This is a genomic window from Pseudomonas laurylsulfativorans (assembly GCF_002906155.1).
In the GTDB taxonomy this organism is placed as follows: Bacteria; Pseudomonadota; Gammaproteobacteria; order Pseudomonadales; family Pseudomonadaceae; genus Aquipseudomonas; species Aquipseudomonas laurylsulfativorans.
The window spans coordinates 557860-584068 of the sequence record NZ_MUJK01000001.1; the positions used below are offsets into that span (position 1 = coordinate 557860).

Sequence of the window (26209 nt, forward strand, 5' to 3'; positions counted from 1 at the left end):
ACAAGGATCTTCGCCGCCCGGTGGATTTGCCCGACGGTCGGTTTTCACACAGAACGTAAACCGGTTGACTACAGTTTGTAGTGTCGGCAGCCAGACTGCCGCGACCGTGGTTGTTCGAAAAAGCCCGGCCATGTACCGGGTTCCACCTGATCAGGAGTGCACGATGGATCTCAGCCGTCGTCAGTTCTTCAAGGTCGCCGGTATCGGCCTTGCAGGCTCTAGCCTGGGTGCGTTGGGCATGGCCCCGACGCTTGCCTTTGCCGAACAGGTGCGTCACTTCAAGCTCGCCCATACCCATGAAACCCGCAACACCTGCCCGTATTGCTCGGTCGGTTGCGGCTTGATCATGTACAGCCAGGGCGATACGGCGAAGAATGTCGCGCAAAACATCATCCATATCGAAGGTGACGCCGACCACCCGGTCAACCGCGGCACTCTGTGCCCCAAAGGCGCGGGCCTGCTGGACTTCATACACAGTCCCGGGCGCCTGCAATATCCGCAGGTGCGCAAACCCGGCAGCACCGAGTGGACCCGCATCTCCTGGGATGAAGCGCTCGATCGCGTCGCCGACCTGATGAAGGCCGACCGTGACGCCAACTTCATTGAGAAAAATGCCCAGGGCCAAACAGTGAACCGCTGGCTGACCACCGGTTTCCTCGCGGCCTCGGCGGCGTCCAACGAAGCCGGCTACATCACCCACAAGGTGATTCGCAGTCTCGGCATGCTGGGGTTTGATAACCAGGCGCGTGTCTGACACGGCCCGACGGTGGCAAGTCTTGCCCCGACGTACGGCCGTGGTGCCATGACCAATACCTGGACCGATATCGCCAACGCGAATCTGGTTCTGGTGATGGGCGGCAACGCAGCAGAAGCGCACCCGTGTGGTTTCAAATGGGTGACCGAAGCGAAGGCGCACAACAAGGCGCGGCTGATCGTGGTCGACCCGCGTTTTACCCGGACCGCCTCGGTGGCCGACTACTACGCGCCAATCCGTACCGGCACCGACATCGCCTTCATGGGCGGGTTGATCAATTTCCTGCTGACCGAGGACAAGATCCAGCACGAATACGTGCGCAACTACACCGACGTGTCGTTCATCGTCAAAGCCGGCTATGGCTTCGAGGACGGCATCTTCAGTGGCTACGACGCGGCCAAGCGCCTGTACACCGATAAATCCGGCTGGGGTTATGAAATCGGCGAGGACGGCTTTGCCAAGGTCGATCCGACCCTGCAGGACCCGCACTGCGTCTATCAGTTGATGAAGCAGCATTACAGCCGCTACACCAAGGAACTGGCGAGCCAGATCTGCGGCATGCCGGTCGATGCCATGCAGAAGATCTGGGACGAGATCGCCACTTGCTCGCAACCGGGCAAGACCATGACCATCCTCTATGCACTGGGCTGGACCCAGCACTCGATTGGCGCGCAGATCATCCGCAGCGCGGCGATGGTGCAACTGTTGCTGGGTAACGTCGGCATGCCGGGTGGGGGCGTGAATGCCTTGCGCGGGCACTCCAACATCCAGGGGCTGACCGACCTGGGGCTGTTGTCCAACTCGCTGCCGGGCTACCTCACGCTGCCGGGCGATGCCGAACAGGATTACAACGCCTACATCGTCAAGCGCACGCAAAAACCGTTGCGCCCGGGGCAACTGTCCTACTGGCAGAACTACGGCAAGTTCCACGTCAGCCTGATGAAAGCCTGGTACGGCGCCAACGCCACGGCCGAGAACAACTGGGCCTACGACTACCTGCCGAAACTGGACATTCCCCAATACGACATCCTCAAGGTGTTCGATCTGATGGGCCAGGGCAAGGTTAACGGCTACATGTGCCAGGGCTTCAATCCCATCGCTGCACTGCCTGATAAAAACCGCGTCATGGCGGCCTTGGCCAAGTTGAAATGGCTGGTGGTGATGGACCCGCTGGCCACCGAAACCTCGGAGTTCTGGCAAAAAGTCGGGCCATACAACGACGTGGATAGCGCCGGTATACAGACCGAAGTCATTCGCCTGCCCACCACCTGTTTCGCCGAGGAAGACGGTTCGCTGGTCAACAGCAGCCGCTGGTTGCAATGGCACTGGAAAGGCGCCGACGGCCCCGGCGAGGCACGCACCGACGTGCGGATCATGAGTGAGTTGTTCCTGCGTCTGCGTGAGCGCTACCAGGCCAATGGCGGCAAATTTCCCGACCCGCTGCTCAAACTGTCGTGGCCGTACAAGATCCCCGACGAACCCACGCCCGAGGAGCTGGCCAGGGAAATCAATGGCTACGCCACCAGCGATTTCACCGACGCCACCGGCGCTGCGATCAAGGGTAATTCGCAACTGGCAGCGTTTGCCCAGCTCAAGGATGACGGCAGCACGGCGTCCGGCTGCTGGATTTTCTGTGGCAGCTGGACCGAACTGGGCAACCAGATGGCCCGACGCGACAATGCCGATCCTTATGGCATGCACCAGCATCAAGGCTGGGCGTGGGCCTGGCCGGCCAACCGGCGGATTCTCTACAACCGCGCCTCGGCTGACCTGCAAGGCAAACCGTGGGACCCGAAAAAACGCCTCGTGTGGTGGAACGGCAAAGCCTGGGCCGGCACCGATGTACCGGACTACAAGGCCGACGTACCGCCGGAAGCGGGGATGAATCCGTTCATCATGAACCCCGAGGGCGTGGCGCGATTCTTCGCCGTCGACAAGATGAACGAAGGCCCGTTCCCCGAGCACTACGAACCGTTCGAAACGCCGATCGGCATTAACCCGCTGCACCCGCAAAACAAAAAAGCCACCAGCAACCCGGCGGCGCGGATCTTCGATTCGGTATGGGATTCCCTCGGCGTGGCCAAGGACTACCCTTACGCCGCCACCAGTTACCGACTGACCGAGCATTTCCACTTCTGGAGCAAGCACTGCAAGCTCAATGCGATTGCCCAACCGGAGCAATTCGTGGAAATCGGCGAAGTGCTGGCCAAGGAAAAAGGCATCGTCGCAGGCGACCGGGTACGGGTCAGCAGCAAGCGTGGCTTCATAGAAGCGGTAGCGGTGGTGACCAAGCGGATTCGTCCGTTGCAGGTCAACAATCAGGTGGTGCACCAGATCGGCATTCCGCTGCACTGGGGGTTTACCGGCCTCACGCGGCACGGATACCTGACCAACACCCTGGTGCCGTTCCTCGGCGATGGCAACACCCAGACCCCGGAATCCAAGTCATTCCTGGTCAACGTGGAGAAAGTCTAAATGGCCAGCCAAGACATCATCGCTCGCTCGGCCACCACCACACCCGCGCCCTCGGTGCGCGGCATGGAGGAAGTCGCCAAGCTGATCGACACCACCAAATGCATCGGCTGCAAGGCCTGCCAGGTTGCCTGCTCGGAATGGAACGAGCTGCGCGATGAAGTCGGTCACAACCACGGCACCTACGACAACCCACAGGACCTCAGCGCAGAAACCTGGACCTTGATGCGCTTCACCGAGCACGAGACCGACGCCGGCAACCTGGAATGGCTGATCCGCAAGGACGGCTGCATGCACTGCGCCGAGCCCGGTTGCCTGGCGGCGTGCCCCAGCCCAGGGGCGATCATCAAGCACGCCAACGGCATCGTCGATTTCGATCAGGACCACTGCATTGGCTGCGGCTACTGCATCACCGGGTGTCCGTTCAACATTCCACGGATCTCGCAGAAGGACCACAAGGCCTATAAATGCACCCTGTGCTCGGACCGGGTAGCGGTAGGGCTGGAACCGGCCTGCGTGAAAACCTGCCCGACCGGTGCCATCGTGTTCGGCTCCAAGGACGACATGAAGGAGCACGCCGCCGAGCGTATCGTCGACCTCAAGAGTCGGGGCTTTGAAAACGCCGGTCTGTACGATCCCGAAGGCGTGGGGGGCACCCACGTGATGTACGTGTTGCACCACGCCGATACGCCAAGACTGTACGCCGGTCTGCCCGATCACCCGGCGATCAGTCCGTTGGTTGGGTTGTGGAAAGGCATCAGCAAACCACTGGCGCTGCTGGCCATGGGCGCGGCGGTGCTGGCCGGGTTCTTCCACTACGTGCGCGTCGGGCCACAAATCGTCGAAGAGGATGAGCATCCGGAGCCGCCGGACAACGCCGTGCATGAAGTCGATCCGGCGGTGCACACCTTCGATCCCCGTGGGGAGGGCAGGCCATGAGCAACAAGACGATCCTGCGCTACACCAGCAACCAGCGCACCAATCACTGGTTGGTGGCAATCCTGTTCTTGATGGCCGGGTTGTCCGGGCTGGCGCTGTTCCACCCGGCGCTGTTCTGGCTGAGCAACCTGTTCGGTGGCGGGCCATGGACGCGCATCCTGCATCCGTTCATGGGCGTGCTGATGTTCCTGCTGTTCCTTGGCCTGGTGATTCGCTTTTGGCGCGCCAACTATTTCATCGCCAATGACCGTCTGTGGCTCAAGCGCATAGACCGGGTGATGCTCAACCAGGAGGAGGGCGTCCCGCCCATCGGCAAGTACAACCCCGGGCAGAAGCTGCTGTTCTGGACTTTACTGCTGTGCATGCTGGTGCTGCTGTTCAGCGGGCTGGTGATCTGGCGTGCGTATTTCAGCGAGTATTTCGGCATCACCGCGATACGCTGGGCGATGTTGCTGCATGCGCTGGCCGGTTTCGTGCTGATCTTGAGCATCATCGTGCACATCTATGCCGGTATCTGGATCAAAGGCTCCGTCAGCGCCATGTTGCATGGCTGGGTCAGCCGCGGCTGGGCGAAGAAGCACCACGAACTCTGGTATCGCCAAGTGACCCAAGATGAGACCCGCGACGAAGCTCCCGCGCGACCGATCACTAAAAAGGGCTGACATTTGCCAACCATCCTCGAGCCTGGAGAAATCGAAGCAGCGGCCAGTTCGCCGCCGTTTCTGTACATGCCACCGCACAACCTGTTCAGCCTGCGCGCCCAGCGCCTGGCAACCCTGGCCGAAGGGCATGCGCTGGCCGATTACCTGCGCCTGATCGCCGGGTTGTGCCAGGTGCAGCAACAGGTGCTGGACGACCCGCCCTCAAGTGAACCCCTGGACCGACAACGCATCGAGTTGTGCCAGCAACACGGCTTGCCGCCGTTTGCGGCCGACAGCCTGGCGCGCGAAGACGATTGGCAGCTTTACCTCGATGCCTTGCTGCAGCGCTATGACGCACCTTCGCCATCCGCGGTGGCCGATGCCGTACAAACCTTGCGCCTGGCCAGTGCCGGGCAACGCCGCGCGTGGGCGGTGGCGTTAGTCAGCGGCCAGTATTCATTGGTGCCGGCAGCGCTGGTGCCGTTTCTCGGCGCGGCGCTGCAAACGGCCTGGAGTCACTGGCTGCTGAGTACGCCGAACCTGGCATTGACGCCCGGCGACAGCCTCAGCCAGTGCCCGGCCTGTGGCTCGCCGGCCATGGCCGGGGTCATCCGCCATCGCGGCAAGCACAATGGCTTGCGTTATCTGGTCTGCTCACTGTGCGCCTGCGAATGGCATGTGGTGCGGGTCAAGTGCGTGTACTGCGAGCAGAGCAAGGGCCTGGACTACCTTAGCCTGGAAGATGACCGCCATGCCGCCAATCAGGCGCCGTTGCGCGCCGAAGTCTGCCCCGGTTGCAACAGCTATCTGAAGTTGCTTTACCTGGAGAACGATGCAGACGCCGAAGCGTTGTCGGCGGACCTGTCCAGCCTGATGCTCGATATGCGCCTGGCGCAGGACGGTTATCAGCGTTTGGCACCGAATCTGTTGCTGGCACCGGGAGACGAGTAACCGTAGCGTCTACACTCTGGCGCGACGGTCATTCGTTTTCAGGAGCGCCAGATGTCTGCACGCAGTGCCAGCCAACCCCTGCGCCTACCTTCCATAGACAGTCTGTTGCGTCACCCGGCGTGCCAGCCGCTGGCCGAGCGCTATGGGCGCGATACCTTGTTGGCCACCCTGCGGCTTTTACTGGATGAATTGCGCGAAAGGGTGCGGCTGGGTTTGCTCGAAGCTGTTGAGGTCAGCCCTGAGGTACTGGCGGGCAGGGTCGGCGAGCGATTGGCAGTGCAGCATCGCAGCCATGTGCGCCGGGTGTTCAACCTCACCGGCACGGTCTTGCACACCAACCTCGGCCGGGCGCTGTTGCCCGAAGAAGCGATTGAGGCGGTGCAAATGGCCGCGCGCTATCCGCTCAACCTGGAATTCGACCTGCGCAGTGGCAAGCGCGGTGACCGCGACGACCTGATCGAAGGCTTGATCCGCGAGCTGACAGGCGCCGAAGCGGTGACCGTGGTCAACAACAATGCCGCAGCGGTCCTCTTGACCCTCAACAGTCTGGGCGCGCGCAAGGAAGGGATTATTTCCCGGGGCGAACTGATTGAAATCGGCGGCGCCTTTCGTATCCCCGACATCATGGCCCGCGCCGGAGTGAAGCTGCATGAAGTCGGCACCACCAACCGCACCCATGCCCGTGACTACGAAGCCGCGATCGGCCCGCGCAGTGGTTTGATCATGCGTGTGCATGCCAGCAACTACAGCATTCAAGGCTTCACCACGAGCGTGCCAACGGCGGAGCTGGCGCAAATTGCCCACCAACATGGACTGCCGTTGCTCGAAGACCTTGGCAGCGGCAGCCTGCTGGACCTGACCCGCTGGGGTCTGCCCGCCGAGCCGACGGTACGCCAGGCGCTGCTCGATGGCGCGGACATCGTCACCTTCAGTGGCGACAAACTGCTCGGCGGGCCGCAAGCCGGGCTGATTGTCGGGCGCAAGGAACTGATCGCCAGGATCAAGAAAAACCCGCTCAAGCGTGCACTGCGGGTCGATAAAATGACCCTGGCTGCCTTGGAAGCGGTGTTGGGCTTGTACCGTAACCCGGACCGACTGGCCGAGCGCTTGCCGAGCCTGCGCCTGTTGACCCGGCCACAAGCCGATATCCTCGCCCAGGCCGAGCGTCTGCAGCCAGCGCTGGCCCAACTGCTGGGCGACGGCTGGAGCGTCAGCGCCATGCCCGCTCTGGGGATGATCGGCAGCGGCAGCCAACCGGTGGCGCGGCTGGCCAGCGCAGCACTGTGTCTGCGCCCTTTGACGTCCAAACGCTTGCGCGGGCGCTCGCTGTTGACGCTGGAGGAGGCCTTTCGCGCCTTGCCGATTGCGGTCCTCGGGCGCATTGACGATGACACCCTGTGGCTGGACCTGCGGCAACTGGACGACGAACCGGCATGGCTGGCGCAACTCGATCAATTACAGGTGGAGGGGCGGGCAGGGTGATAGTCGGCACCGCAGGGCACATTGATCATGGCAAGACGGCGCTGCTCCAGGCGCTGACCGGCCAGGTCGGCGACCGGCGCCGGGAAGAGCGTGAACGCGGCATGACCATCGACCTCGGCTATCTGTATGCCGCGCTGGAGCCGGGAGCGCAGTTGACCGGTTTTATCGATGTTCCGGGCCATGAGCGCTTCACCCACAACATGCTCGCCGGAGCGCAAGGCATCGATCTGGTGTTGTTGGTAGTGGCCGTCGATGACGGGGTGATGCCGCAGACCCGCGAGCACCTGGCGATAGTCGAGTTGCTTGGCATTCCCCGGGCGCTGGTGGCGATCAGTAAGTGCGACCGGGTCGACAGCGCCCGGGTGCAGATCGTGCGTGATCAGGTCCGTACCTTGCTGGCGCCCGGGCCGTATGCCGATGCACCGTTGATTGCGCTGTCGAGTGTGACCGGCGAGGGCATCGAAACCCTGCGTCAACAATTGCTCCAAGCCCAGCGTGAAGTTCAGCAACGCAGCACCGAAGGTGGTTTTCGCCTGGCGATCGATCGGGCCTTCAGTGTGGCCGGGGCCGGCATCGTGGTGACCGGTACGGCGCTGTCCGGCCAGGTCGCGGTGGGCGATACCCTGCTACTGGGCCCTCAAGGCAAACCGGTGCGCATTCGCGGCCTGCACGCGCAAAACCAGGCCGCCGAACAGGCCTTTGCCGGCCAACGCGTGGCGTTGAACCTGAGTGCCGAACGACTGGCGCTGGAGCACATCCATCGCGGCCACTGGTTGCTGGCCGAGGGCTTGTATGCGCCCACCCAGCGCCTGGACATCGACCTGCAGTTGCTTGCCGGCGAATCCCGGGCCTTCGAACACTTTCAACCGGTGCACGTGCACCTCGGCACCCAGGACGTCACCGGGCGAGTCGCCTTGCTGGAGGGCGCCAGCCTGGCGCCCGGCGAGCGGATGTTTGCGCAACTGTTGCTCAATACACCCGTGCATGGGGTGAAGGGCGATCCGCTGATCGTGCGTGACCAGAGTGCCCAACGTACGCTGGGCGGCGGCCGGATACTCGATCCATTTGCACCGACACGTCAGCGCCGCAGTCCCGAACGGCTGGCGCAACTGGCCGCGCTGGCGAACAGCGCAGGCCTGGAAGAGGTATTGCCGGCCTTGCTGGTCCATAGCGACACCGGGTTCGATCCGCAGCGCCTGGAGCGGCAGTTCAACCGCCCGCGCAGCTGTTGGGTGTTGCCCGCTGACGTGCGCTTGATCGACACCCGCCAAGGCGCGGTGCTGTTCAGCACGAGTCGTTGGGAAGCCTTGAAGACTGCAGTGCTGGAACACCTCGCACGCTTTCATCAGCTCGAACCGGATCAGATGGGGCCGGACCGCGATCGCCTGCGCCGATTTGCCGGCAGCACGCTGGAACGCCCGACGTTTATCAGCTTGCTCGATGAACTGCTGGCCAGCGGCACTATCGCCAGCAGCGGGCCGTGGGTGCACCTGCCCGAACATCAGGTGCGCTTGAGTGAAGAAGATGAAGCCTTGTGGCAACGCTTACAGCCGTTGTTCGAACAAGCCGGATTCGATCCGCCCTGGGTGCGTAACCTGGGTCATGAGGAGGCAACCGTCCGCGCATTACTGCTCAAAATGGCCCGGCTGGGGCTGCTCCACCAAGTGGTCCGCGATCTGTTTTACACCGACAGCATGATCCACCAATTGGCGGCTATGCTGTTGCAACTGGCGGACGCCAACCCGGTGATCCAGATAGCGGCGTTTCGTGATGCGGTGGGCCTGGGACGCAAGCGCAGTATTCAGATACTGGAGTATTTTGATCGCATTGGTCTGACCCGACGCGTTGGCGACCGTCGCCAGATTCGCCTGGACAGTGCGTTGGCCCAGCGTGCAGAGGCATGATTTCAAGGAAGGCAATCGCGCCCGGTGGCGCGGCCGGGCTTCAAACCCGGTTGGGGACGGCATCCGTTCCCGGGCAGGTTCGACTCCGGCTGCCTTCCGCCATTTCCCCCAGACTCAACCCGATCCCCTGTAGGAGCGAGCTTGCTCGCGATGGTCGTTAACGATAACGCGTGTTTGCTGGTTAAACGCGGTGCTATTGAGACCATCGCGAGCAAGCTCGCTCCTACAGGGATTTGTGTTAGCCATGCCGCCCAAACGAAATGAGCGCCACTTGGGCGCTCATTTGTTCACGGCATCACGGGTTACTGCTTGTGCAAATCGCCGGGTTTGCAGGCCTTGTCGAAAAACGCCTTGGCTGCGTTCAACGTTGAAGTCCTTTTCAATTGGTTTTCACCACGGCCGGTGGAGTCCAGTCGCCGTCGAGGGCATCGGCTTGCGGCCAGTAGGCGCGAATGTACAGCGAGAATTCGGCGCCTTTAGGCGATGGCAGCCAGTTGCTTTCCTTGTCCTTGCCCGGTGATTCGCTTTGCACGTAAATGGTCAACGAGCCATCAGGGTTGGTTTGCAGGGATTTGTTCTTGGTGCCGATGGAATAGCGCTTGAGTTCATTGGGGGCGAAGAAGTGCTGTTCGTTGTACAGCGTCAGCGACCAGAACCCCTTGACCGGTGGCAGCTTGCCTTTGGCGAACGTGACGCTGTAGCCGTACTGGCCGTTGAGGCGCAGGCCGTTCTCATCCAGATCCTGGTAGAAGTATTTGGTCTCTTTCTGCTGATTGACGAATATGTTCGAGCGCGCGACGGCGGTACGGGTGAAATAGTCGGTGCCGAACGCCGCGCCGTTGCTTACGGTGCTCCAGTAATTGGGCAATTGCAGACCGTAGTTGCGGAACTGCAACAGCGGGTCGATGACTTCGCTGTCGGCCTTTTTCGCCTCGTCAATCATCGCGGCGCGCAGTTGCGGGTCGGCCTTGGCGATGGCTGCAAGGGCGGCCATTTGCCCGTAACGGGCTTCTTCACCTGGTAATGGCTTGGCGTCCTTGAGCAGGGCCGGCAGTTCGTCGAAGAATTTCTCCGGGTCCACCCATTTGGTTTCGGCATTGCCTTCAGCAGCCTGGGCCGGGAATTTCGGTTGTTTGTTCCAGTCGCGCCGTTTGGCCTTGCCGTCGTATTGCGACAGTGGGTACATGTCGATGCCCGCCAGTGCCGGCTGCACAGCCTGGCGGTCGGCGGCGGTGTCGTCCTGAAAGACCCGCGGGATCACGAACCCAGTGTTGGTGCGCGCCCGGTACACCCGCCTGATGCCAGGCGGTACCTTGCCGTTCCAGTCCGGGCCGACCAACAGATAGAAACCTGGCTGGGTGTTATACATTTTGCCCAGTTCGGCGAAGCTGTCCGAGCGTAGGTCCACCACCTGGTACACCCAAAAGCGGCCATTGAAGTCCGGCACTTGCAGCACCACTGGCTCAATGTCCAGGGCGATGCTGCCGGCGCCGTACACCACGTCCTGGTTCGGACAAGCCACCAACCGCTCGGCCGGGTCGATGTAGTCACTGAGCATCGACAAGCGATTGATCGGCGCCACGGGAACAATGCCCCCCATCAAGCCGGGCTCGGGCAGGTTCTTGAACGTCTGGCGACGATTGAAGATGTTGGCCATCGGCCAAGCCCAGAAATACGCCTCGCGCGCCATCATGCGTACGTACGGCTCAGTCACTTTGGTGCCTGCGACGGGCCCTGTGACCGGGCTGGCGACGGTGGCTTCGACAGCTTTGTTTTGGGCAGCCAACAGGGGGGTGGCGGTGACAACACTGACGAAGGTCAGGGCAAAAAGGGCATGATGCCGCAGCAAACGAATCATAGAGCGTCCTTACTTGATAGCAGTCACCGGATGCAGGTGAGTTGCTGAAAAGATAGCTCATGTTTGCCGCCGCAATACCTGTAGGAGCCGCGTCCTGGTCGAAATGATGTGAACGCCAAACTGTAGGAGCCAGCTTGCTGGCGATGGACTCAAGTGCGCCGCGTTTATCCGGTTTACACGCGTAATCGTTAACGACCATCGCCAGCAAGCTGGCTCCTACAAAGGATCGTGCCTACGATGGTGGTTATCAGCTTTCAAAGATGGTCCGCATCGATCACCGCCTTGGCGAACGCCTGCGGATCTTCCTGCGGCAGGTTGTGGCCGATGCCGCCGTTGATCAGGCGGAATTCGTACTTGCCGGTGAAGCGCTTGGCGTAATCCTCGGGGGCCGGGTGCGGTGCGCCGTTGGCATCGCCTTCAAGGGTAATGGTCGGCACGCTGATGGACGGCGCCGTGGCCAGTTTCTGCTCCAGCGCTTCGTACCGGCTCTCGCCCTGGACCAGGCCCAGGCGCCAGCGGTAGTTGAACACGGTGATGTCGACATGATCGGGATTGTCCAGTGCCTTGGCACTGCGGTCGAAGGTGGCGTCATCGAACGCCCATTTCGGCGAAGCCAATTGCCAGATCAACTTGGCGAAGTCGTGGGTGTTTCTCTCGTAACCGGCGCGACCGCGGTCAGTGGCGAAGTAGAACTGATACCACCACTGCAGTTCCGCCTTGGGTGGCAGCGGGTTCTTGCCGGCCGCCTGGTTGCCGATCAGGTAACCGCTGACCGAGACCAGCGCCTTGACACGCTCCGGCCACAATGCCGAGACAATGTCCGCCGAACGCGCGCCCCAATCATAACCACCGAGCACCGCTTGCTTGATCTTCAGGGCATCCATGAAGTCGATGACATCACTGGCCAGCGCAGCCGGCTGGCCATTGCGCAAGGTTTTTTCGGACAAAAAATGCGTATCGCCATAGCCGCGCGCATAGGGCATCAGCACCCGATAGCCCTTGGCGGCGAGCAACGGCGCAACGTCGTCATAGCTGTGAATGTCGTACGGCCAGCCGTGCAGCAAGATCACCACCGGCCCGTTAGCCGGGCCTGTCTCGGCGTACGCCACGTCCAGCAACCCGGCGTTGACATGCTTGAGCGGGCCGAAAGGCGAGTGCGCCGCCTGGGAGGTTTCGGCAGGGGACGCCGTTGGCTGCGCGGTGGCAGACGTTTGCGCGTGGGCCGCGCCAAATACGCCGAACAAGGTCAGCGCGAGGATCGAAGGGCCGACCAGGTGGCGGCGAGTCTTGCCGGTGTTGCTGTTGCGCAGTGCCATCTTCATGGGATGTCTCCATTACCAGCCATGGGTCAGGGGACGCTCTGTGCCCCTGCAAACCTTGCTTGCATTGAAACGCGACAACGTATCTGGCCTGTGTCCAATCACCAGCCGCATGAAAGTCTGTGTATCGGGAAGTCGCGCTGACACAGTGTGATACACAGCGGGTCAGCGGAGTCATTTATTGCGCATGTCAGCCGACGTGGCCGGTCACCTGCGCACATAGCCTTGTCAGTTGCTCCGCCAGATCGATCACCCGGCGTGGTGCGTCGGGGCGCAGGTGCAGGGCGATTTCCAGTGGCGCCAGTTCGGGGAAGGATTCGGCTGTACCCAAGCGTCGGTGGCCGGGCAGGGCCAGTCGCGCAGGGAGGACGCTGACGCCGAGACCATCGGCGACCGCCGAGCGTACACTCGCCAGGCTCGCGCTGCTGTAGCCGATGCTCCAGCGTCGGCCGGCGCTCTCGAGCGCGTGGATCATTTCATCGCGATACAAGCCGCCGACCGGAAACACCACCAGTGGCAGCGGGTCGCGCTCGTACGTCGGCTCGCTGAGGCTGTCGAACCAGGCGAGCGGTTCGGGCCAGGCGGCGTGCCCCACGACCTGTCCCGGGCGCTGCTTGACCAGTACCAGGTCGTAGTCGCCGGCACTAAATTGCTGCCATAGCGTGTTGCTCAGCCCGCTGCTGATTTCGAGCCTTATCGACGGATTCGCGCGTGCGAAGGCGCCCAGCGTCGGCGTCAGCAAGTCTGAGGCAAAGTCTTCCGGCACGCCGATGTGCAATTCGCCCTGTGCGTGGCCTTTGCGAAATTCTTCCACGACTTCTTCCATCAGCCCCAGGAGCCGGCGCGCATAGCCGAGCAGGCGTTCGCCGTCCTCGGTGGTGCCGACGTAGCGCCCGTTGCGGTTGACCAGCTCGCAGCCAAGTTGCTCCTCGAGCCGCTTCAACTGTTGGCTGATGGTCGACTGGCTGAGGTGCACGCGCTCACCGGCGCGGGTGAAGCTGCCGCTCTCGACCACCGCGACGAAACTCCTGAGTAGCAACGGATCGATCAGTGTCGAAGTCATTACGTTTCCCACTAATAGTCATTCGAACATTTCATTTCCGAATAATAGCACCTGCTCTTAATCTTTAAGAACAACCGCTGATGCGGACTTCTTGACCGGATTGCCAGGGTAAATGTGATGACCACTGACGTGACTGACCGCGGATCGGCTTGCATCGCTACGCACGTGCCGCGCGCTGGTGAGGTGTCCCTGGTTGCACTGGTGCTGCTGGTGTTGCTGGGCTTGAACCTGCGGCCATTTTTGACTTCGGTAGGGCCGGTGCTCGACCTGGTACGCGCCGACATTGGCCTCGATTTTCGCGCCGCCGCGATGCTGACCACCTTGCCCTTCGTGCTGATGGGCCTGATTGCCTTTATTGGCATCAGTGTCGCACGGCGTTTCGGCGAGAAGCGGGCGCTGGCCGGCGCATTGCTGCTGTTGATGCTCGGTTGCGCGTCGCGCGCCGTGGTCAAGGACGGTTCGCAATTGATCATTGGCGCCGGTATAGCCGGCACCGGCGTGGCGGTGATCCAGGCCTTGATACCGGGTGTCGCCAAGCGCTGGTTTCCTGAACGGATTGCGATGGTGATGGGGCTCTACTCGGCGGCATTGGTCGGCGGCGGTGCGCTCGGTTCGCTGGCCAGCACCTGGTTGCATGCGTACGGGGGCTGGAGGTTAGGGCTTTCTGTCTGGGCGTTGCCAGCGCTTGCCGTGCTCTTGCTCTGGCTGGTGTGCGCGCCACGCACTGCGCCGATTGCCGCTGGCGGACCTGCCCCGGTCTTGACTGCAAGCTTCTTCAAGAATCGCCGTGCGTGGCAGTTGGCCGCCTACTTCGGACTCACCAACAGCGGTTACTCAAGCCTGGTGGCCTGGCTGCCGTCCTTCTACCAACAGCAGAACATGAGCCTGCAAGCCTCGGGCAACTTGCTCGCGTGGCTGGCGATGTTCCAGGCAACGGCCGCGTTCGCGATGCCAATGCTCGCCCGTCGCAGCATCGACCGACGCGCGGCCTTGTGGCTGACGATAGCGCTACAGGCCGCGGGTTTCGCCGGCTTCGCGCTGGCCCCCAACGCAGCACCGTGGTTGTGGGTCGCACTGGCCGGTTTCGGCCTTGGCGGGTTCTTTTCACTCAGCCTGATTGTCAGCCTCGACCACTTGCCCGGCGCGCAGGCGGCCGGGACCTTGGCGGCCTTCGTCCAAGGTATCGGTTTTGTGCTCGCATCGACTGCTCCCTGGTTGATCGGCTGGCTGCGCGACTCCGGCGGGAGCTTCACCACCGGCTGGTGGCTGCACATCGGAGTGCTCGCCGCGATGGCGGTGCTGACATTCACGTTCTCCCCGGCGAGCTACCGCCGCAGCATGCAAACGTTGTGACCTAGGTTAAACATTACAAAAACCCTAAACAGAACTGGCCACTTTTAAACGCCAGTACCACTGTGCCTACGGAGATTGATATGAAGAAGTTAGCCGTTTCAGTTGTTCTGGCCTTGGCTGCCAGCGGTGTCTATGCGAAAGACTTGCAAGTCATTCGCTTTGGCGTTGACCCCACCTACGCCCCGTTCGAGTCGAAGGCGCCCGATGGCACGCTTGTGGGCTTCGATATCGATCTGGGCAATGCGATCTGCGAGAAGCTGAAGGTCAAATGTGTATGGGTCGAGAACGCCTTCGACGGCATCATCCCGGCGCTGAAAGCCAAGAAGTTCGACGGCATTCTTTCCTCCATGAGCGTGACCGAGAAGCGTCAGGCGCAGATCGCCTTCTCCGACAAGATCAGTAATGTCCTGCCGCGTCTCCTTGCGAAAAAAGGCTCTGATCTCCTGCCAACGCCCGAATCCCTTCAAGGCAAGCGGGTAGGGATCGAGCAGGGCTCGACGTCGGAAACCTATGCCCGGGCTTATTGGGCGCCCAAGGGCGTCAACATCATGACGTACCAGAACCAGGACATGGTTTACCAGGATTTGATGGCCGGCCGCCTGGATGCAGCGCTGCAATCTTCTGTCCAGGCCGACCTGGGCTTCCTGAAAACCGAGAACGGACGTGATTTCGCCTTTGCCGGCCCGGAGTTGCGCGACCCGAAAACCCTCGGCGTGGGTGCGGGGATCGGTTTGCGCAAGGATGACAATGAACTTCGCGAACAGATCAACGGGGCGCTGGCCGAGATCATCAAGGACGGCACTTACCAGACGATCTCCGACAAATACTTCTCCTTTGATGTGTACAACTGATTGATTTCAAGTTGCAGGCAGTGAGCCTTCGAACACGTTGCGAATCCAGGCTTTTGCGGCATTCAAAAACAAGAACAACACAATTGAAAAAGATAGGCAGCACAAGCTGGCCTATCGAACTCAAGGAGAATGCTATGTCCTTGGTAGACTATGGGCCGCTGATCGCAAGTGGCACCTGGATGACACTGAAGCTGGCCATGTTATCGCTGTCGACCGCCGTACTGATTGGTCTGGCAGGCGCCAGTGCCAAGTTGTCAGGCAATCGGTGGCTGCGCAATGTCGCCACCCTCTATACCACGCTGATACGCAGTGTTCCCGACCTTGTGACCATGCTGTTGCTGTTCTACAGCATTCAGATCGTCCTCAATCAGGTCACCGAAGGGCTTGGAATGGATCAGATTGATATCGATCCGTTTCTTGCCGGTGTTGCGACGCTGGGGTTTATCTACGGCGCCTACTTTACCGAAACCTTTCGCGGTGCTTTCCAGGCGGTCCCGCGCGGCCAGACAGAGGCAGCCATGGCCTATGGCCTGAGCCCATGGCAGGCGTTCTACCGGATTCTGTTCCCGCAAATGATGCGTTTTGCCTTGCCTGGCATTGCCAACAATTGGCAGGTCATGATCAAGGCGACCGCGCTGGTGTCCATCATCGGTCTGTCCGATATCGTCAGGGCCACCCAGGACGCCGGGAAGAGCTCCATGCAGCTGTTCTATTTCACCGTGATCGGTGCGCTGATCTACCTGTTCATTACCACTGTCTCAAACGGCGTCTTGATATGGCTCAAGCACCATTACTCCGTCGGTGTTCGGGAGGCTGAACTGTGATTGCGATCATCCAGGAATACTGGCAAGCGTATTTGTGGTCGGACGGCGCCAACTTTTCCGGCCTGGCAATAACCCTGTGGCTGCTGGTGCTGTCGATCGCGATAGGGTTCGTGCTGTCGGTGCCGCTGGCCGTGGCTCGCGTGTCAAGAAACCGCTTTATCCGGATTCCGGTCTGGTTCTACACCTATGTGTTTCGTGGCACGCCGCTCTATATACAGCTGTTGATCATCTACACCGGTGTCTACAGCCTGAGCGTGGTACGCGAACACGAGTTCCTCGACATGTTCTTTCGCGAAGGCTTCAACTGCACGGTGCTGGCGTTCGCGCTCAATACCTGCGCCTACACCACGGAAGTCTTCGCTGGCGCGATCAAGTCGGTGCCCTATGGCGAGGTAGAGGCGGCCCGAGCCTTCGGCCTGTCGAAGTTCAACCTGTACCGGCGCATCATCCTTCCCTCGGCGCTGCGTCGCGCACTGCCGTACTACAGCAACGAGGTGATCATGATGCTGCATTCAACCTCGGTGGCATTTACCGCCACGGTTCCCGACCTGCTGAAGGTCGCCCGCGACGTCAACTCGGCGACCTATGCGTCGTTCGAGGCCTTCTTCATCGCTGCACTGTTGTACGCGACGATTGCGCTGTCGCTTGTCTGGCTATTTCGTCGCGGTGAAACCCGCTGGCTGGCCTTCCTGAAACCACAGGCCGCCTGAAGGCCGCATACGCAGGGTCAACACCATGTACAAACTGACCGTAGACGATCTGTACAAGAACTATGGCAACCACGAAGTGCTCAAGGGCGTGTCGATCAAGGCCAAGGCCGGCGATGTGATCAGCATTATCGGCTCCTCAGGTTCGGGCAAGAGTACGTTCTTGCGTTGCATCAACTTCCTCGAACAGCCGTGTGCCGGGCGCATTACGGTGAACGCCGAGGAAATCCGCACCGAGAAGGACAAGAACGGCGGGCTGCGAGTGGCCAACCAGAAGCAGCTGCAAAGTATGCGCACCAAGCTGTCCATGGTGTTCCAGCACTTCAACCTGTGGGCACACATGTCAGTGCTGGAAAACGTTATCGAGGCGCCGATGCATGCGCTGGGCCTCAGCCGCGATGAGGCGGTGACCCGCGCACGCAAGTACCTGGCCAAAGTCGGCCTGCCGGCCAGCATGGAGGATAAGTATCCGTCGCACCTGTCCGGTGGCCAGCAGCAGCGCGTGGCGATCGCCCGGGCCTTGGCGATGGAGCCGGAAGTGATGCTGTTCGACGAGCCGACCTCGGCGCTCGACCCCGAGCTGGTCGGCGAGGTGCTGAAGGTGATGCAGGCCCTGGCCGAAGAGGGTCGGACCATGGTGGTGGTGACGCACGAGATGGCCTTTGCCCGCGAGGTGTCCAACCACGTGATCTTCCTGCATCAGGGCAAGATCGAGGAAGAAGGCAACCCGGAGCAACTGTTCAAGCACACCAGGAGCGAGCGCCTCAAGCAGTTCCTGGCCGGCAACTTGAAATAGCCCTTGCGGTGACTCCGTAAACAGAGCCCCTTTCGGCTGTCTGTCGACAGGGCTTGTTCGAAAGCTTGATGAGGTTCCAATGATCCAATCGTTCTGGTTGCGTAATGTCCGCCCCTATGGCGGCGACATTGAAGATATACAGATTGTTGATGGTCGTATCGGCGATCGTCAGCCGGCCAGTGGCAATCCGGTCGCCGAGCCCGACCTTGACGGGCAAGGTCAGCTGCTCGTTCCGTCGCTGGTGGAAAGCCACATCCATCTGGACAAGACCCTGTGGGGCCAACCGTGGCGGCCGCACAGTGCAGGTCCGAACCTCAAGGCACGCATAGCGAACGAACGGCAAATCCTGCGTGAACTGACATCGCCGATTGCCGAGCGCGCGGGTGCTTTGCTGGAGCAATGCATCGCTCGCGGCTCGCTGACGTTCCGTTGTCATGTAGACGCCGATCCCGAACTGGGCATTGAGCATGTGCAAGCCATGCTGGCGCTGCGCGAGCACTATGGCGACCTGGTTGATATCGAGTTCGTCACCTTCCCGCAGGTTGGCCTGGTCAACCGCCCAGGGGTCGAGGCATTGATGCGCGAAGCCCTGGAGCTGGGGGTCGAGGTAGTAGGGGGGTTGGACCCCTGCGGCATAGACAACGATCCGATTGCGCACCTGTCGATCCTGTTCGAACTCGCGGACAGGTTTGATCGCGGTATCGACATCCACCTGCATGACGGTGGGGAGCTGGGGCTCTGGCAGATTGCCCGGATCATTGACTTCACCGAGCGCTATCAGCGTCAGGGGCGGGTGATGATCAGCCATGCCTTTTGCCTGGGCATGAAAGACTGGGCCCAGGTACTGCCATTGGCTGAGCGCCTGGCTGCCAACCGGATTTCAATCATGACCACGGCGCCTTCCGATATTGCCATCCCCCCCTTTGCAGAACTGCTCTCGGCGGGGGTAAACGTCTGCCTCGGTTCCGATGGCATTCGCGACGCATGGACCCCGATGGGCAACGGCGACATGCTCGAACGCGCGATGTTGCTCGCATTGCGTTGCGGCATGCGGACCGACCCTGAAATCGGCACGGCGTTCGAAGCCGCCGCCAGCAACGGCGCCCGGGCACTTGGGCGCAGTGATTACGGATTGGCAACGGGGCAATCCGCCAATCTGTTGTTGCTGCCTGCAGAGACGCTGGGTGAAGCCGTCGTGGCTCGTCCACTGGCGCGCACGGTGATCAGCCGCGGAGTCGTCGTGGCGAAAAATGGCCATCTGCTGCGGAGCCGCTTGTGACTCAACATACACTCAACAAAGTCGACCTGCTGATCGAGCACGGCGTGGTCATCACCGTGGACGAACAACGGCGCGTCATCAACGACGGCGCAGTGGCTGTGCTTGGCAACCGCATCGTAGCGGTGGGGCACACGGATGAACTGCGGGCTCGCTTCACGGCTGACAAAGTCATCGATGCACGCAACAAGGCGGTGCTCCCGGGCTTGATCGACAGCCACGCCCATGCCGGCCACGCCATGCTGAAAACCATCGGTGGCGGGGAGGGCGATGCCTGGATGGAGGCTTGCCAGACCATCTACACCTCGGCGTCTGGCGTCGAGTTCTGGGAGGCCGATGCCAGGTTGTCGGCACTGGAGCGGCTCAAATGCGGCACCACCACCGGCGTGTCGCTATTGGGTGGAGGCGATTCGATCATGCGCGTCGACGACCCGGTCTACGCGCAACGCCACGCCCGGGCGATCGCCGAAATCGGTACCCGCTCGGTGGTCGCGGTCGGGCCGTCGCGGGCTCCAGGGCCGCATACTTACCTGGACTGGTCGAGCGAGCCGCCCATTCGGCGCGACGTCAGTTTCGAGACCATGTTCGAGACTTGCGAAGAAATCGCCAGGAGCTGCGACGGCATGGGTGACGGCCGGGTGCGCATTGCCCTCACGTTGCCGGTGTACGCGCCACAATACGAGCCCGGCCATCGGGAACTGGCACCGCTGTTCCGCCAGCAGGCACAGGATTACCTGGCCCTGGCCCAGCGCTATGGCCTCACGTTCACCCAGGATGGCCACCGGGCCGGTACGCTGACGCTGGCGCACCGTGAACTGGGGCTGCTCGGCCCGACATCCTTCATGTCGCACTGCATTGACTTGACCGAGGAAGACATCGCCCTGTGCCGCGAGACACAGACCAAGATCGTGCACAACCCGAGCGCCATCATGTCGATCCTGGGTCGCTGCCCGGTACCGGAACTGATCGAGGCCAATGTAACCGTCGCCATCGGTTCCGACGGCGCCGCCCCGGACCGTGGTTATGACATGTTCCGCCACATGTTCCAGTGCATGCATTACCACCGTCGGCATTTCCGCGACCCGGACATCCTGCCCCAGGGCAAGGTGCTGGAAATGGTCACTATCGACGCCGCCAAGGCACTGTCGATGGACCATGAGATCGGCTCGCTGGAAGTCGGCAAGAAGGCCGATATCATTCTGATCGACCTGTACAAGCCGCACCTGATGCCGATGAACATGCCGGTCCACCGTGTCACGTGCTTCGCCAACGGTGCAGATGTGTGTACCACCATCGTCGATGGCAAGGTCCTGATGGAAAACTACGTCGTACACGCCGTCGACGAGGCCGCTGTGCTGGCCGCGGTGCAAGAGGAGTCGGAACGCATGCTGGACCGTAGTGGCTTGCGCCATCTGACAGAAGAATCGAAAAACCTCTGGCGCGCGGCCCGCTATCACCCGGCCCTGTAGGAGCGAGCCTGCTCGCGATGGTCGTTAACGATAACGCGGGCGAACTGGATAAACGCGGCGCTCTGGAGTCCATCGCCGGCAAGCCGGCTCCTACAGGTATTGCGTCATCTGTGTTTCCCGGGTGATTTGCAGGTCCCTTGTAGGAGCTGGCTTGCCAGCGATGGTCGTTAACGATAACGCGTGCGAACTGGATAAACGTGGCGCTCTGGAGTCCATCGCCGGCAAGCCGGCTCCTACAGGTATTGCGTCATCTGTGTTTCCCGGGTGATTTGGAGATCCCTTGTAGGAGCTGGCTTGCCAGCGATGGTCGTTAACGATAACGCGTGTGTACCGGATAAAACGCGGCGCTCTGGAGTCCATCGCCGGCAAGCCGGCTCCTACAGGTATTGCGTCATCTGTGTTTCCCGGGTGATTTGCAGGTCCCTTGTAGGAGCAGGCTTGCCAGCGATGGTCGTTAACGATAACGCGTGCGAACTGGATAAACGTGGCGCACTTGAGTCCATCGCCGGCAAGCCGGCTCCTACAGGTATTGCGTCATCTGTGTTTCCCGGGTGATTTGCAGGTCCCTTGTAGGAGCTGGTTTGCCAGCGATGGTCGTTAACGATAACGCGTGCGAACTGGATAAACGCGGCGCACTTGAGTCCATCGCCGGCTTGCCGGCGATTCGACTTGCTCGTGTGGGGGGAGCGTAACCTCGTATTAACAGTCAATTGACTATCCGAGCGACGCCACGCTGTTGAGCAGTGTCTTGACCAATTGAGCCTGGCGGGTGGCGCCGGTCTTGGCGAACACGCCGCGTAAATGGGCGCGCACCGTGTTGCGAGAAACCCCAAGTGCCTGGGCGGTTTCATCGAGGGTTTGCCCGTCCATGACGAGCATGGCCACTTCTGTTTCTGTCGGCGTCAGCTGGAACAGGCTACGCAGCAGGTTGCGCGATGCCTGGGGTGAGTCCGCCGGGTCGCGGATGAACACCGCTACGGCCGGCCGTCGTGCGCCGTTGCGGGCTTGATAGCTCACGGGGATGGGGCGTAGCAGTAAATTGAGTGGCATCTCGCCGCTTGGTCGAGTCAGGGCCAATACCTCGATGTCATCCAGACCACGCTGGCGTTGTTTCAACACCGCCTGGATGGCTTGCTGCACACTGCGGTTCTGCTGGCTGGTGAAGGCACGGAGCTTGTCGTGTCTGCATTCCAGGCCGTCACGGCTGTCGAACAGTCGCTGGGCGGCGCGGTTGCAACGCATCATTGTGCCGTCTTCGTCGAGGATCGCCGTGCCCACCATCAGACGGTCAATGGTCGCGGCATAGAGCTGGCGTTCGGAGTCCAGTTGCTCCACGGCCGAATGCAGGTCCACTGCTTGTTGCAGGTGGGGCAAAAGCAGACGAATCAGGGCAATCTCCGCTGTATCGAAGTCTCGACTGGCGTGGTTGCGGCAAGCGAACAAGGCGCAGTGCATGCCCGTGGGCGTGCGCATGTTGGCGACCAGAACGTGGCGCAGATCCAGTGGCTGCAGATAACTACGGTAGAAGTCGTGGGCGAGCCAGGCGTCGGCGCCGAGTACCTGATCGGCACTGGCCACCTGCTCGACAGGCCAGTCGATGAAGGGGCAGATCGAGTAGTACTGCTCGCTGTAAAACGGCTCGCCTGGCAGCAGGGGCCCATGAATCGAAGCATTGACGATCAGCCCCGGCCGTTCATGGTCGGGGTTGCGCAGCACCAAGGTGAAGAAGCTGGCCTCGAAACGCTGGCGCAAGTTTTCCAGCAGGCCGGACCAGGGTGTGGGCTCCAGGGGGCCTTGATAGACCAGGGCGAGCAAGCTGCTGAGCTCTGAAGACGGGATATCGGTATTGGGAGCAAGGTCCTTGCAGACCGAAAAAGGGAGGGTCATGTATGCGCCTCACTACTGCTTGTTTTTGTCATTCGAGTATTGATCGCGTCCCTGGCGGGAAAATCGTCCGTTTGGCTTAGGCAGGTTGCCGGGCGATGTGATAGAGGCAGCGCTACACCGGCACATGCCGGTATAGCGCCGCGCTCATTGGCTTTTACAGTGCCAGCAGTGCCTCGACGATACGTTCGGCGGCAGTCTCGGCTGACTCATTGCGGGTATCGATATGGATGTCCGGCGCTACGGGCGGCTCATAAGGTGAGTCGATCCCGGTGAAGTTCTTCAACTCACCGCGCCGGGCTTTCTGGTACAGACCTTTGGGATCGCGCTGTTCGGCCAGGGCCAGCGGCGCATCGACGAAAATTTCAAGGAAATTACCGTCTCCCGCCAGGCGGCGTGCCATCTCGCGCTCGGCACGGAAAGGCGAGATGAACGACACCAGGGTGATCAGGCCGGCATCGAGCATCAGCTTCGCCACTTCCGAGACCCGGCGGATGTTCTCCACCCGGTCTGCTTCAGTGAAGCCCAGGTCGCGATTCAAGCCATGGCGAACATTGTCGCCATCGAGCAGGTAAGTGTGCCGGCCGAGGGTATACAGCTTGCGTTCCACCAGGTTGGCAATGGTCGACTTGCCTGCGCCGGATAATCCGGTGAACCACAGGATTCGCGGCGACTGCCCCTTGAGCATCGCATGTGCTTCGCGGTTCACGTCGATGGCTTGCCAGTGCACGTTCTGTGCGCGGCGCAAGGCAAAGCGCAGCATGCCGGCGCCGACCGTTCGGTTGCTCAAGCGATCGATAATGATGAAGCCACCCGTATCGCGGTTGTCGGCATAAGCATCGAAGGCGATCGGCCGGTCCAGGTGCAAGTTGCACACACCGATACCGTTCAGCTCCAGGGTTTTGGCAGCCAGGTGCTCCAGGCTGTTCACGTCAACCCGGTGCTTGAGGTTGGCGCAGCTCATGCTGACGGTCCGGCATCCGATCTTCATCAGGTAAGGACGCCCGGGTAACATTGGCTCTTCGTCCATCCACACCAGCGTCGCCTCGAACTGGTCGGCGACGGCCGCCGGCGCGTCAGCCAGCGCAATCAAGTCGCCGCGGCTGATATCGATTTCGTCCTTGAGTGTCAGGGTGACGGCCTGGCCGCAAAGGGCTGTTTGCTGTTGCCCGGCGCTGCCGAAGATCGCGCTGACCTCACTCTGCTGTCCTGATGGAAGCACCCGGATACGATCACCGACGCTGACGCTGCCGGCCGCGACATTGCCGCAGTAACCACGAAAATCGAGGTTTGGTCGATTCACCCATTGTACGGGCAGGCGGAACGCGGCCTCGACTTGTCGCGCCTGTTCAAGGGGGACATTTTCCAGGTGCTGGAGCAGGGTCGGCCCTTGATACCAGGGGGTGTTCGGGCTGGCTTCAAGCATGTTGTCGCCACGTAGCGCAGAGAGCGGGATGCACTGGATGTCATGCAAGCCAATCTGCGTGGCGAACGCGCGGTAATCCGCTTCGATGCATTCGAATACCGCCTGGGAATAGTCCACCAGGTCCAGCTTGTTGATGGCCACAACGACCTTGCGGATGCCCAGCAGGGACACCAGGTAACTGTGCCGACGGGTTTGGGTGAGTATGCCCTGGCGGGCATCGATGAGGATCACCGCGAGGTCGGCGGTCGAGGCGCCGGTGACCATGTTGCGGGTGTATTGTTCGTGGCCGGGGGTGTCGGCAACGATGAACTTGCGCTTGTCGGTGGCGAAAAAACGGTAGGCCACATCGATGGTGATGCCTTGCTCGCGCTCGGCGCTCAAGCCATCGACCAACAGGGCGAAATCCAGTTCGTCACCCTGGGTGCCGAGTTTTTTCGAATCGACTTCCAGTTGGCCAAGCTGGTCCTCGAACAGTGCCTTGGACTCATAGAGCAGGCGGCCAATCAAGGTGCTTTTGCCGTCGTCGACGCTGCCACAGGTGATGAAACGCAGCAGTTGCTTGTTCTGTTGCTGTTCCAGATAGGGTGTCAGGTCGCTATTGAAGGTGTCGTTCAGCGCGCTCATCAGAAATACCCCTCTTGCTTCTTTTTCTCCATGGAACCAGCCGAATCGCTGTCGATCAGTCGACCCTGACGCTCAGAAGTACGGCTGACCAGCATCTCGCCGATGATCGCCGGCAGGTTGTCGGCGTCGCTGTCGATAGCGCCGGTCAGCGGGTAACAGCCGAGCGTGCGGAAACGCACCTTGCGCATTTGCGGGGTTTCTCCCGGCTTGAGCGGCAGTCGCTCGTCGTCGACCATGATCAGCGTGCCGTCGCGCTGCACCACCGGACGCTCTTTGGCGAAATACAGTGGCACGATGGGGATCTGTTCGAGGTAGATGTACTGCCAGATATCCAGCTCGGTCCAGTTCGACAATGGGAATACCCGCAGGCTTTCGCCCTTGCGCTTGCGTGTGTTGTACAAGCGCCAAAGCTCGGGACGCTGTTGTTTGGGGTCCCAGCGATGCTGTTCGGAGCGCAGGGAAAACATGCGTTCCTTGGCCCGCGACTTCTCTTCATCACGGCGGGCACCGCCGAAAGCCGCGTCGAAACCATAGTGATCCAGGGCCTGCTTCAGACCTTGAGTCTTCCACACGTCGGTATGCAGGGCCGAGCCATGGGTAAACGGATCGATGGCCTTTTCCACGCCTTCGGGATTGACGTGTACCAGCAATTCCAGGCCCAGGCGTGCAACGGTCTGGTCGCGGAAAGCGATCATTTCGCGAAACTTCCAGGTGGTGTCCACGTGCAGCAAGGGGAAGGGCGGTTTGCCCGGGGCGAAGGCTTTCATCGCCAGGTGCAGCATGACGGCGCTGTCCTTGCCGATGGAGTAAAGCATCACCGGGTTTTCACACTCGGCGACCACTTCGCGGATGATCTGGATGCTTTCCGCTTCCAGCCATTGCAGATGAGTCAACATCGGATACCTCCTCGAGTTCTGCCGGGTTGGGCTCCGGCTGGACGTCACGGTAGGTAAAGCGCCGCTGGCGCTTCTTCGTCTGCTCGGACGAAGAGGGCGACAGCGGCTGAAGGTCACGCGACGGACGCGTAAAGCATCTCGGCACGGACCTTGAGGGCGAGGGCAACGGCGTCGAAGCCCTGTTGCACCCAGGGACCATGATTGGCCATGACCTGGTCAGCGGTCGCGCCGAGAAACTGGTCGGTGGTGTGGTAGCGGCAACTGCCCGCGCCGGTGCGCTCGATGTGCTGTTCGCGTCGGGCAGCGTCGGGATTGTCGGCGTTGGCATACATCTCCCAGGCGAGTAACCGGTGGGGCTCGAAGTCCGCGAGGTACTCGATCACGTGCAGCCGCTCACCTGGCCGCCCGGGATTGGGTAGAAACAGATTGACCGGCTCGCCCAATTGCAGGCTCGACTCAACCTTTACGGTGTACGGGTTCCACTGCGGATAACGCGCAAGGTCGATCAGTACCGACCAGACAAATTCGGCCGGAGCGGCGATGTCCACGGTCACTGAACGGACCAGGTTTTTCTCTGTGGTCATGGGTAACTCCTCTGAGGGTGTCTCCGCGCCACGAACCGCGGCGGGGAGCAAGCCAAGGGCTCAGGCGCGATCCTCGCCGCTCAGGGTGAGACGGTTCCTCGTCCGTGCGGACTAGGCGGGCGCTTAGTCCGCTTGG

At 61.2% G+C, this 26209-nt stretch carries 20 protein-coding genes and 1 tRNA gene; 14 read left to right on the forward strand and 7 right to left on the reverse strand.

The annotated features are described in order from the left end of the window. Positions 1-163 precede the first annotated feature (163 nt). The 7 genes from fdnG (at position 164) to B0D71_RS02550 (ending at position 9245) form a co-directional block, all read left to right on the forward strand. A complete protein-coding gene (fdnG, locus tag B0D71_RS02520) occupies positions 164-3229 on the forward strand; it encodes a formate dehydrogenase-N subunit alpha (RefSeq protein ID WP_165798675.1) in 3066 nt (1021 codons plus the stop codon). After that, on the forward strand, positions 3230-4165 hold the full coding sequence (gene fdxH / locus B0D71_RS02525) for a formate dehydrogenase subunit beta (RefSeq protein ID WP_103393332.1): 936 nt from the start codon (positions 3230-3232) through the stop codon (positions 4163-4165). Next, on the forward strand, positions 4162-4827 hold the full coding sequence (locus tag B0D71_RS02530) for a formate dehydrogenase subunit gamma (RefSeq protein WP_103393333.1): 666 nt from the start codon (positions 4162-4164) through the stop codon (positions 4825-4827). The genes fdxH and B0D71_RS02530 overlap by 4 nt, the downstream gene beginning before the upstream one ends. 3 nt (positions 4828-4830) lie before the next feature. Further along, positions 4831-5757 (forward strand): formate dehydrogenase accessory protein FdhE, encoded by a 927-nt coding sequence (fdhE, locus tag B0D71_RS02535; protein WP_103393334.1) that lies wholly within the window; start codon positions 4831-4833, stop codon positions 5755-5757. 51 nt (positions 5758-5808) lie between these two features. Then, positions 5809-7239, forward strand: a complete 1431-nt coding sequence (gene selA / locus B0D71_RS02540; protein ID WP_103393335.1) for an L-seryl-tRNA(Sec) selenium transferase — start codon at positions 5809-5811, stop codon at positions 7237-7239. Next, complete coding sequence (selB, locus tag B0D71_RS02545) at positions 7236-9143, forward strand: selenocysteine-specific translation elongation factor (protein WP_103393336.1); 1908 nt, start codon at positions 7236-7238, stop codon at positions 9141-9143. Before selA ends, selB begins: the two co-directional genes overlap by 4 nt. Positions 9144-9149: 6 nt before the next feature. Continuing rightward, positions 9150-9245, forward strand: a tRNA-Sec gene (locus B0D71_RS02550). Positions 9246-9522: 277 nt separating this feature from the next. On the opposite strand, the gene B0D71_RS02555 is transcribed toward B0D71_RS02550, so the two are convergent. The 3 genes from B0D71_RS02555 to B0D71_RS02565 all read right to left on the reverse strand — a co-directional run bounded on the left by B0D71_RS02555 (position 9523) and on the right by B0D71_RS02565 (position 13383). Next, complete coding sequence (locus B0D71_RS02555; protein ID WP_103393337.1) at positions 9523-11001, reverse strand: DUF1254 domain-containing protein; 1479 nt, start codon at positions 10999-11001, stop codon at positions 9523-9525. Positions 11002-11255: 254 nt separating this feature from the next. Then, on the reverse strand, positions 11256-12323 hold the full coding sequence (locus tag B0D71_RS02560; protein ID WP_103393338.1) for an alpha/beta fold hydrolase: 1068 nt from the start codon (positions 12321-12323) through the stop codon (positions 11256-11258). A 187-nt stretch (positions 12324-12510) separates the two neighbouring features. Beyond that, positions 12511-13383, reverse strand: a complete 873-nt coding sequence (locus B0D71_RS02565) for a LysR family transcriptional regulator (protein WP_103393339.1) — start codon at positions 13381-13383, stop codon at positions 12511-12513. 117 nt (positions 13384-13500) lie between these two features. On the opposite strand from B0D71_RS02565, the gene B0D71_RS02570 reads away from it, so the two are divergent. The 7 genes from B0D71_RS02570 (at position 13501) to B0D71_RS02600 (ending at position 20659) form a co-directional block, all read left to right on the forward strand. After that, on the forward strand, positions 13501-14736 hold the full coding sequence (locus B0D71_RS02570; RefSeq protein ID WP_240635656.1) for a cyanate transporter: 1236 nt from the start codon (positions 13501-13503) through the stop codon (positions 14734-14736). 80 nt (positions 14737-14816) lie between these two features. Next, positions 14817-15587, forward strand: a complete 771-nt coding sequence (locus B0D71_RS02575) for an ABC transporter substrate-binding protein (RefSeq protein ID WP_103393340.1) — start codon at positions 14817-14819, stop codon at positions 15585-15587. A 134-nt stretch (positions 15588-15721) separates the two neighbouring features. After that, entirely contained in the window at positions 15722-16411 is a 690-nt protein-coding gene (locus tag B0D71_RS02580; protein ID WP_103393341.1) for an ABC transporter permease, read from the forward strand. Next, a complete protein-coding gene (locus tag B0D71_RS02585; RefSeq protein WP_103393342.1) occupies positions 16408-17121 on the forward strand; it encodes an ABC transporter permease in 714 nt (237 codons plus the stop codon). Before B0D71_RS02580 ends, B0D71_RS02585 begins: the two co-directional genes overlap by 4 nt. A gap of 25 nt (positions 17122-17146) precedes the next feature. Beyond that, positions 17147-17914, forward strand: coding sequence for an ABC transporter ATP-binding protein (locus B0D71_RS02590; RefSeq protein ID WP_103393343.1), 768 nt, complete (start codon positions 17147-17149; stop codon positions 17912-17914). Positions 17915-17993: 79 nt separating this feature from the next. After that, positions 17994-19193, forward strand: coding sequence for an amidohydrolase family protein (locus tag B0D71_RS02595; RefSeq protein ID WP_103393344.1), 1200 nt, complete (start codon positions 17994-17996; stop codon positions 19191-19193). Beyond that, positions 19190-20659: an amidohydrolase family protein gene (locus B0D71_RS02600; RefSeq protein ID WP_103393345.1), complete on the forward strand. Its 1470-nt coding sequence runs from the start codon at positions 19190-19192 to the stop codon at positions 20657-20659. Before B0D71_RS02595 ends, B0D71_RS02600 begins: the two co-directional genes overlap by 4 nt. 714 nt (positions 20660-21373) lie before the next feature. Here the strand turns inward: B0D71_RS02600 and B0D71_RS02605 are convergent. The 4 genes from B0D71_RS02605 to B0D71_RS02620 all read right to left on the reverse strand — a co-directional run bounded on the left by B0D71_RS02605 (position 21374) and on the right by B0D71_RS02620 (position 26073). Further along, a complete protein-coding gene (locus B0D71_RS02605) occupies positions 21374-22546 on the reverse strand; it encodes a helix-turn-helix transcriptional regulator (RefSeq protein ID WP_103393346.1) in 1173 nt (390 codons plus the stop codon). A gap of 154 nt (positions 22547-22700) precedes the next feature. Then, a complete protein-coding gene (gene cysN, locus B0D71_RS02610) occupies positions 22701-24593 on the reverse strand; it encodes a sulfate adenylyltransferase subunit CysN (protein WP_103393347.1) in 1893 nt (630 codons plus the stop codon). Continuing rightward, positions 24593-25537, reverse strand: coding sequence for a sulfate adenylyltransferase subunit CysD (gene cysD, locus B0D71_RS02615; RefSeq protein ID WP_165798676.1), 945 nt, complete (start codon positions 25535-25537; stop codon positions 24593-24595). The genes cysN and cysD overlap by 1 nt, the downstream gene beginning before the upstream one ends. Before the next feature lie 65 nt (positions 25538-25602). After that, positions 25603-26073: an SRPBCC domain-containing protein gene (locus tag B0D71_RS02620; protein ID WP_103393349.1), complete on the reverse strand. Its 471-nt coding sequence runs from the start codon at positions 26071-26073 to the stop codon at positions 25603-25605. Between the last annotated feature and the right edge of the window lie 136 nt (positions 26074-26209).

What these genes read in the sequence shown, in the direction of transcription:
- fdxH (WP_103393332.1), top strand. Translation starts at nt 3,230, where the DNA reads ATGGCCAGCCAAGACATCATCGCTCGCTCGGCCACCACCACACCCGCG.
- B0D71_RS02530 (WP_103393333.1), top strand. Translation starts at nt 4,162, where the DNA reads ATGAGCAACAAGACGATCCTGCGCTACACCAGCAACCAGCGCACCAAT.
- selA (WP_103393335.1), top strand. Translation starts at nt 5,809, where the DNA reads ATGTCTGCACGCAGTGCCAGCCAACCCCTGCGCCTACCTTCCATAGAC.
- B0D71_RS02555 (WP_103393337.1), bottom strand. Translation starts at nt 11,001, where the DNA reads ATGATTCGTTTGCTGCGGCATCATGCCCTTTTTGCCCTGACCTTCGTC.
- B0D71_RS02560 (WP_103393338.1), bottom strand. Translation starts at nt 12,323, where the DNA reads ATGAAGATGGCACTGCGCAACAGCAACACCGGCAAGACTCGCCGCCAC.
- B0D71_RS02565 (WP_103393339.1), bottom strand. Translation starts at nt 13,383, where the DNA reads ATGACTTCGACACTGATCGATCCGTTGCTACTCAGGAGTTTCGTCGCG.
- B0D71_RS02570 (WP_240635656.1), top strand. Translation starts at nt 13,501, where the DNA reads ATGACCACTGACGTGACTGACCGCGGATCGGCTTGCATCGCTACGCAC.
- B0D71_RS02575 (WP_103393340.1), top strand. Translation starts at nt 14,817, where the DNA reads ATGAAGAAGTTAGCCGTTTCAGTTGTTCTGGCCTTGGCTGCCAGCGGT.
- B0D71_RS02580 (WP_103393341.1), top strand. Translation starts at nt 15,722, where the DNA reads ATGTCCTTGGTAGACTATGGGCCGCTGATCGCAAGTGGCACCTGGATG.
- B0D71_RS02590 (WP_103393343.1), top strand. Translation starts at nt 17,147, where the DNA reads ATGTACAAACTGACCGTAGACGATCTGTACAAGAACTATGGCAACCAC.
- B0D71_RS02595 (WP_103393344.1), top strand. Translation starts at nt 17,994, where the DNA reads ATGATCCAATCGTTCTGGTTGCGTAATGTCCGCCCCTATGGCGGCGAC.
- B0D71_RS02605 (WP_103393346.1), bottom strand. Translation starts at nt 22,546, where the DNA reads ATGACCCTCCCTTTTTCGGTCTGCAAGGACCTTGCTCCCAATACCGAT.
- cysN (WP_103393347.1), bottom strand. Translation starts at nt 24,593, where the DNA reads ATGAGCGCGCTGAACGACACCTTCAATAGCGACCTGACACCCTATCTG.
- B0D71_RS02620 (WP_103393349.1), bottom strand. Translation starts at nt 26,073, where the DNA reads ATGACCACAGAGAAAAACCTGGTCCGTTCAGTGACCGTGGACATCGCC.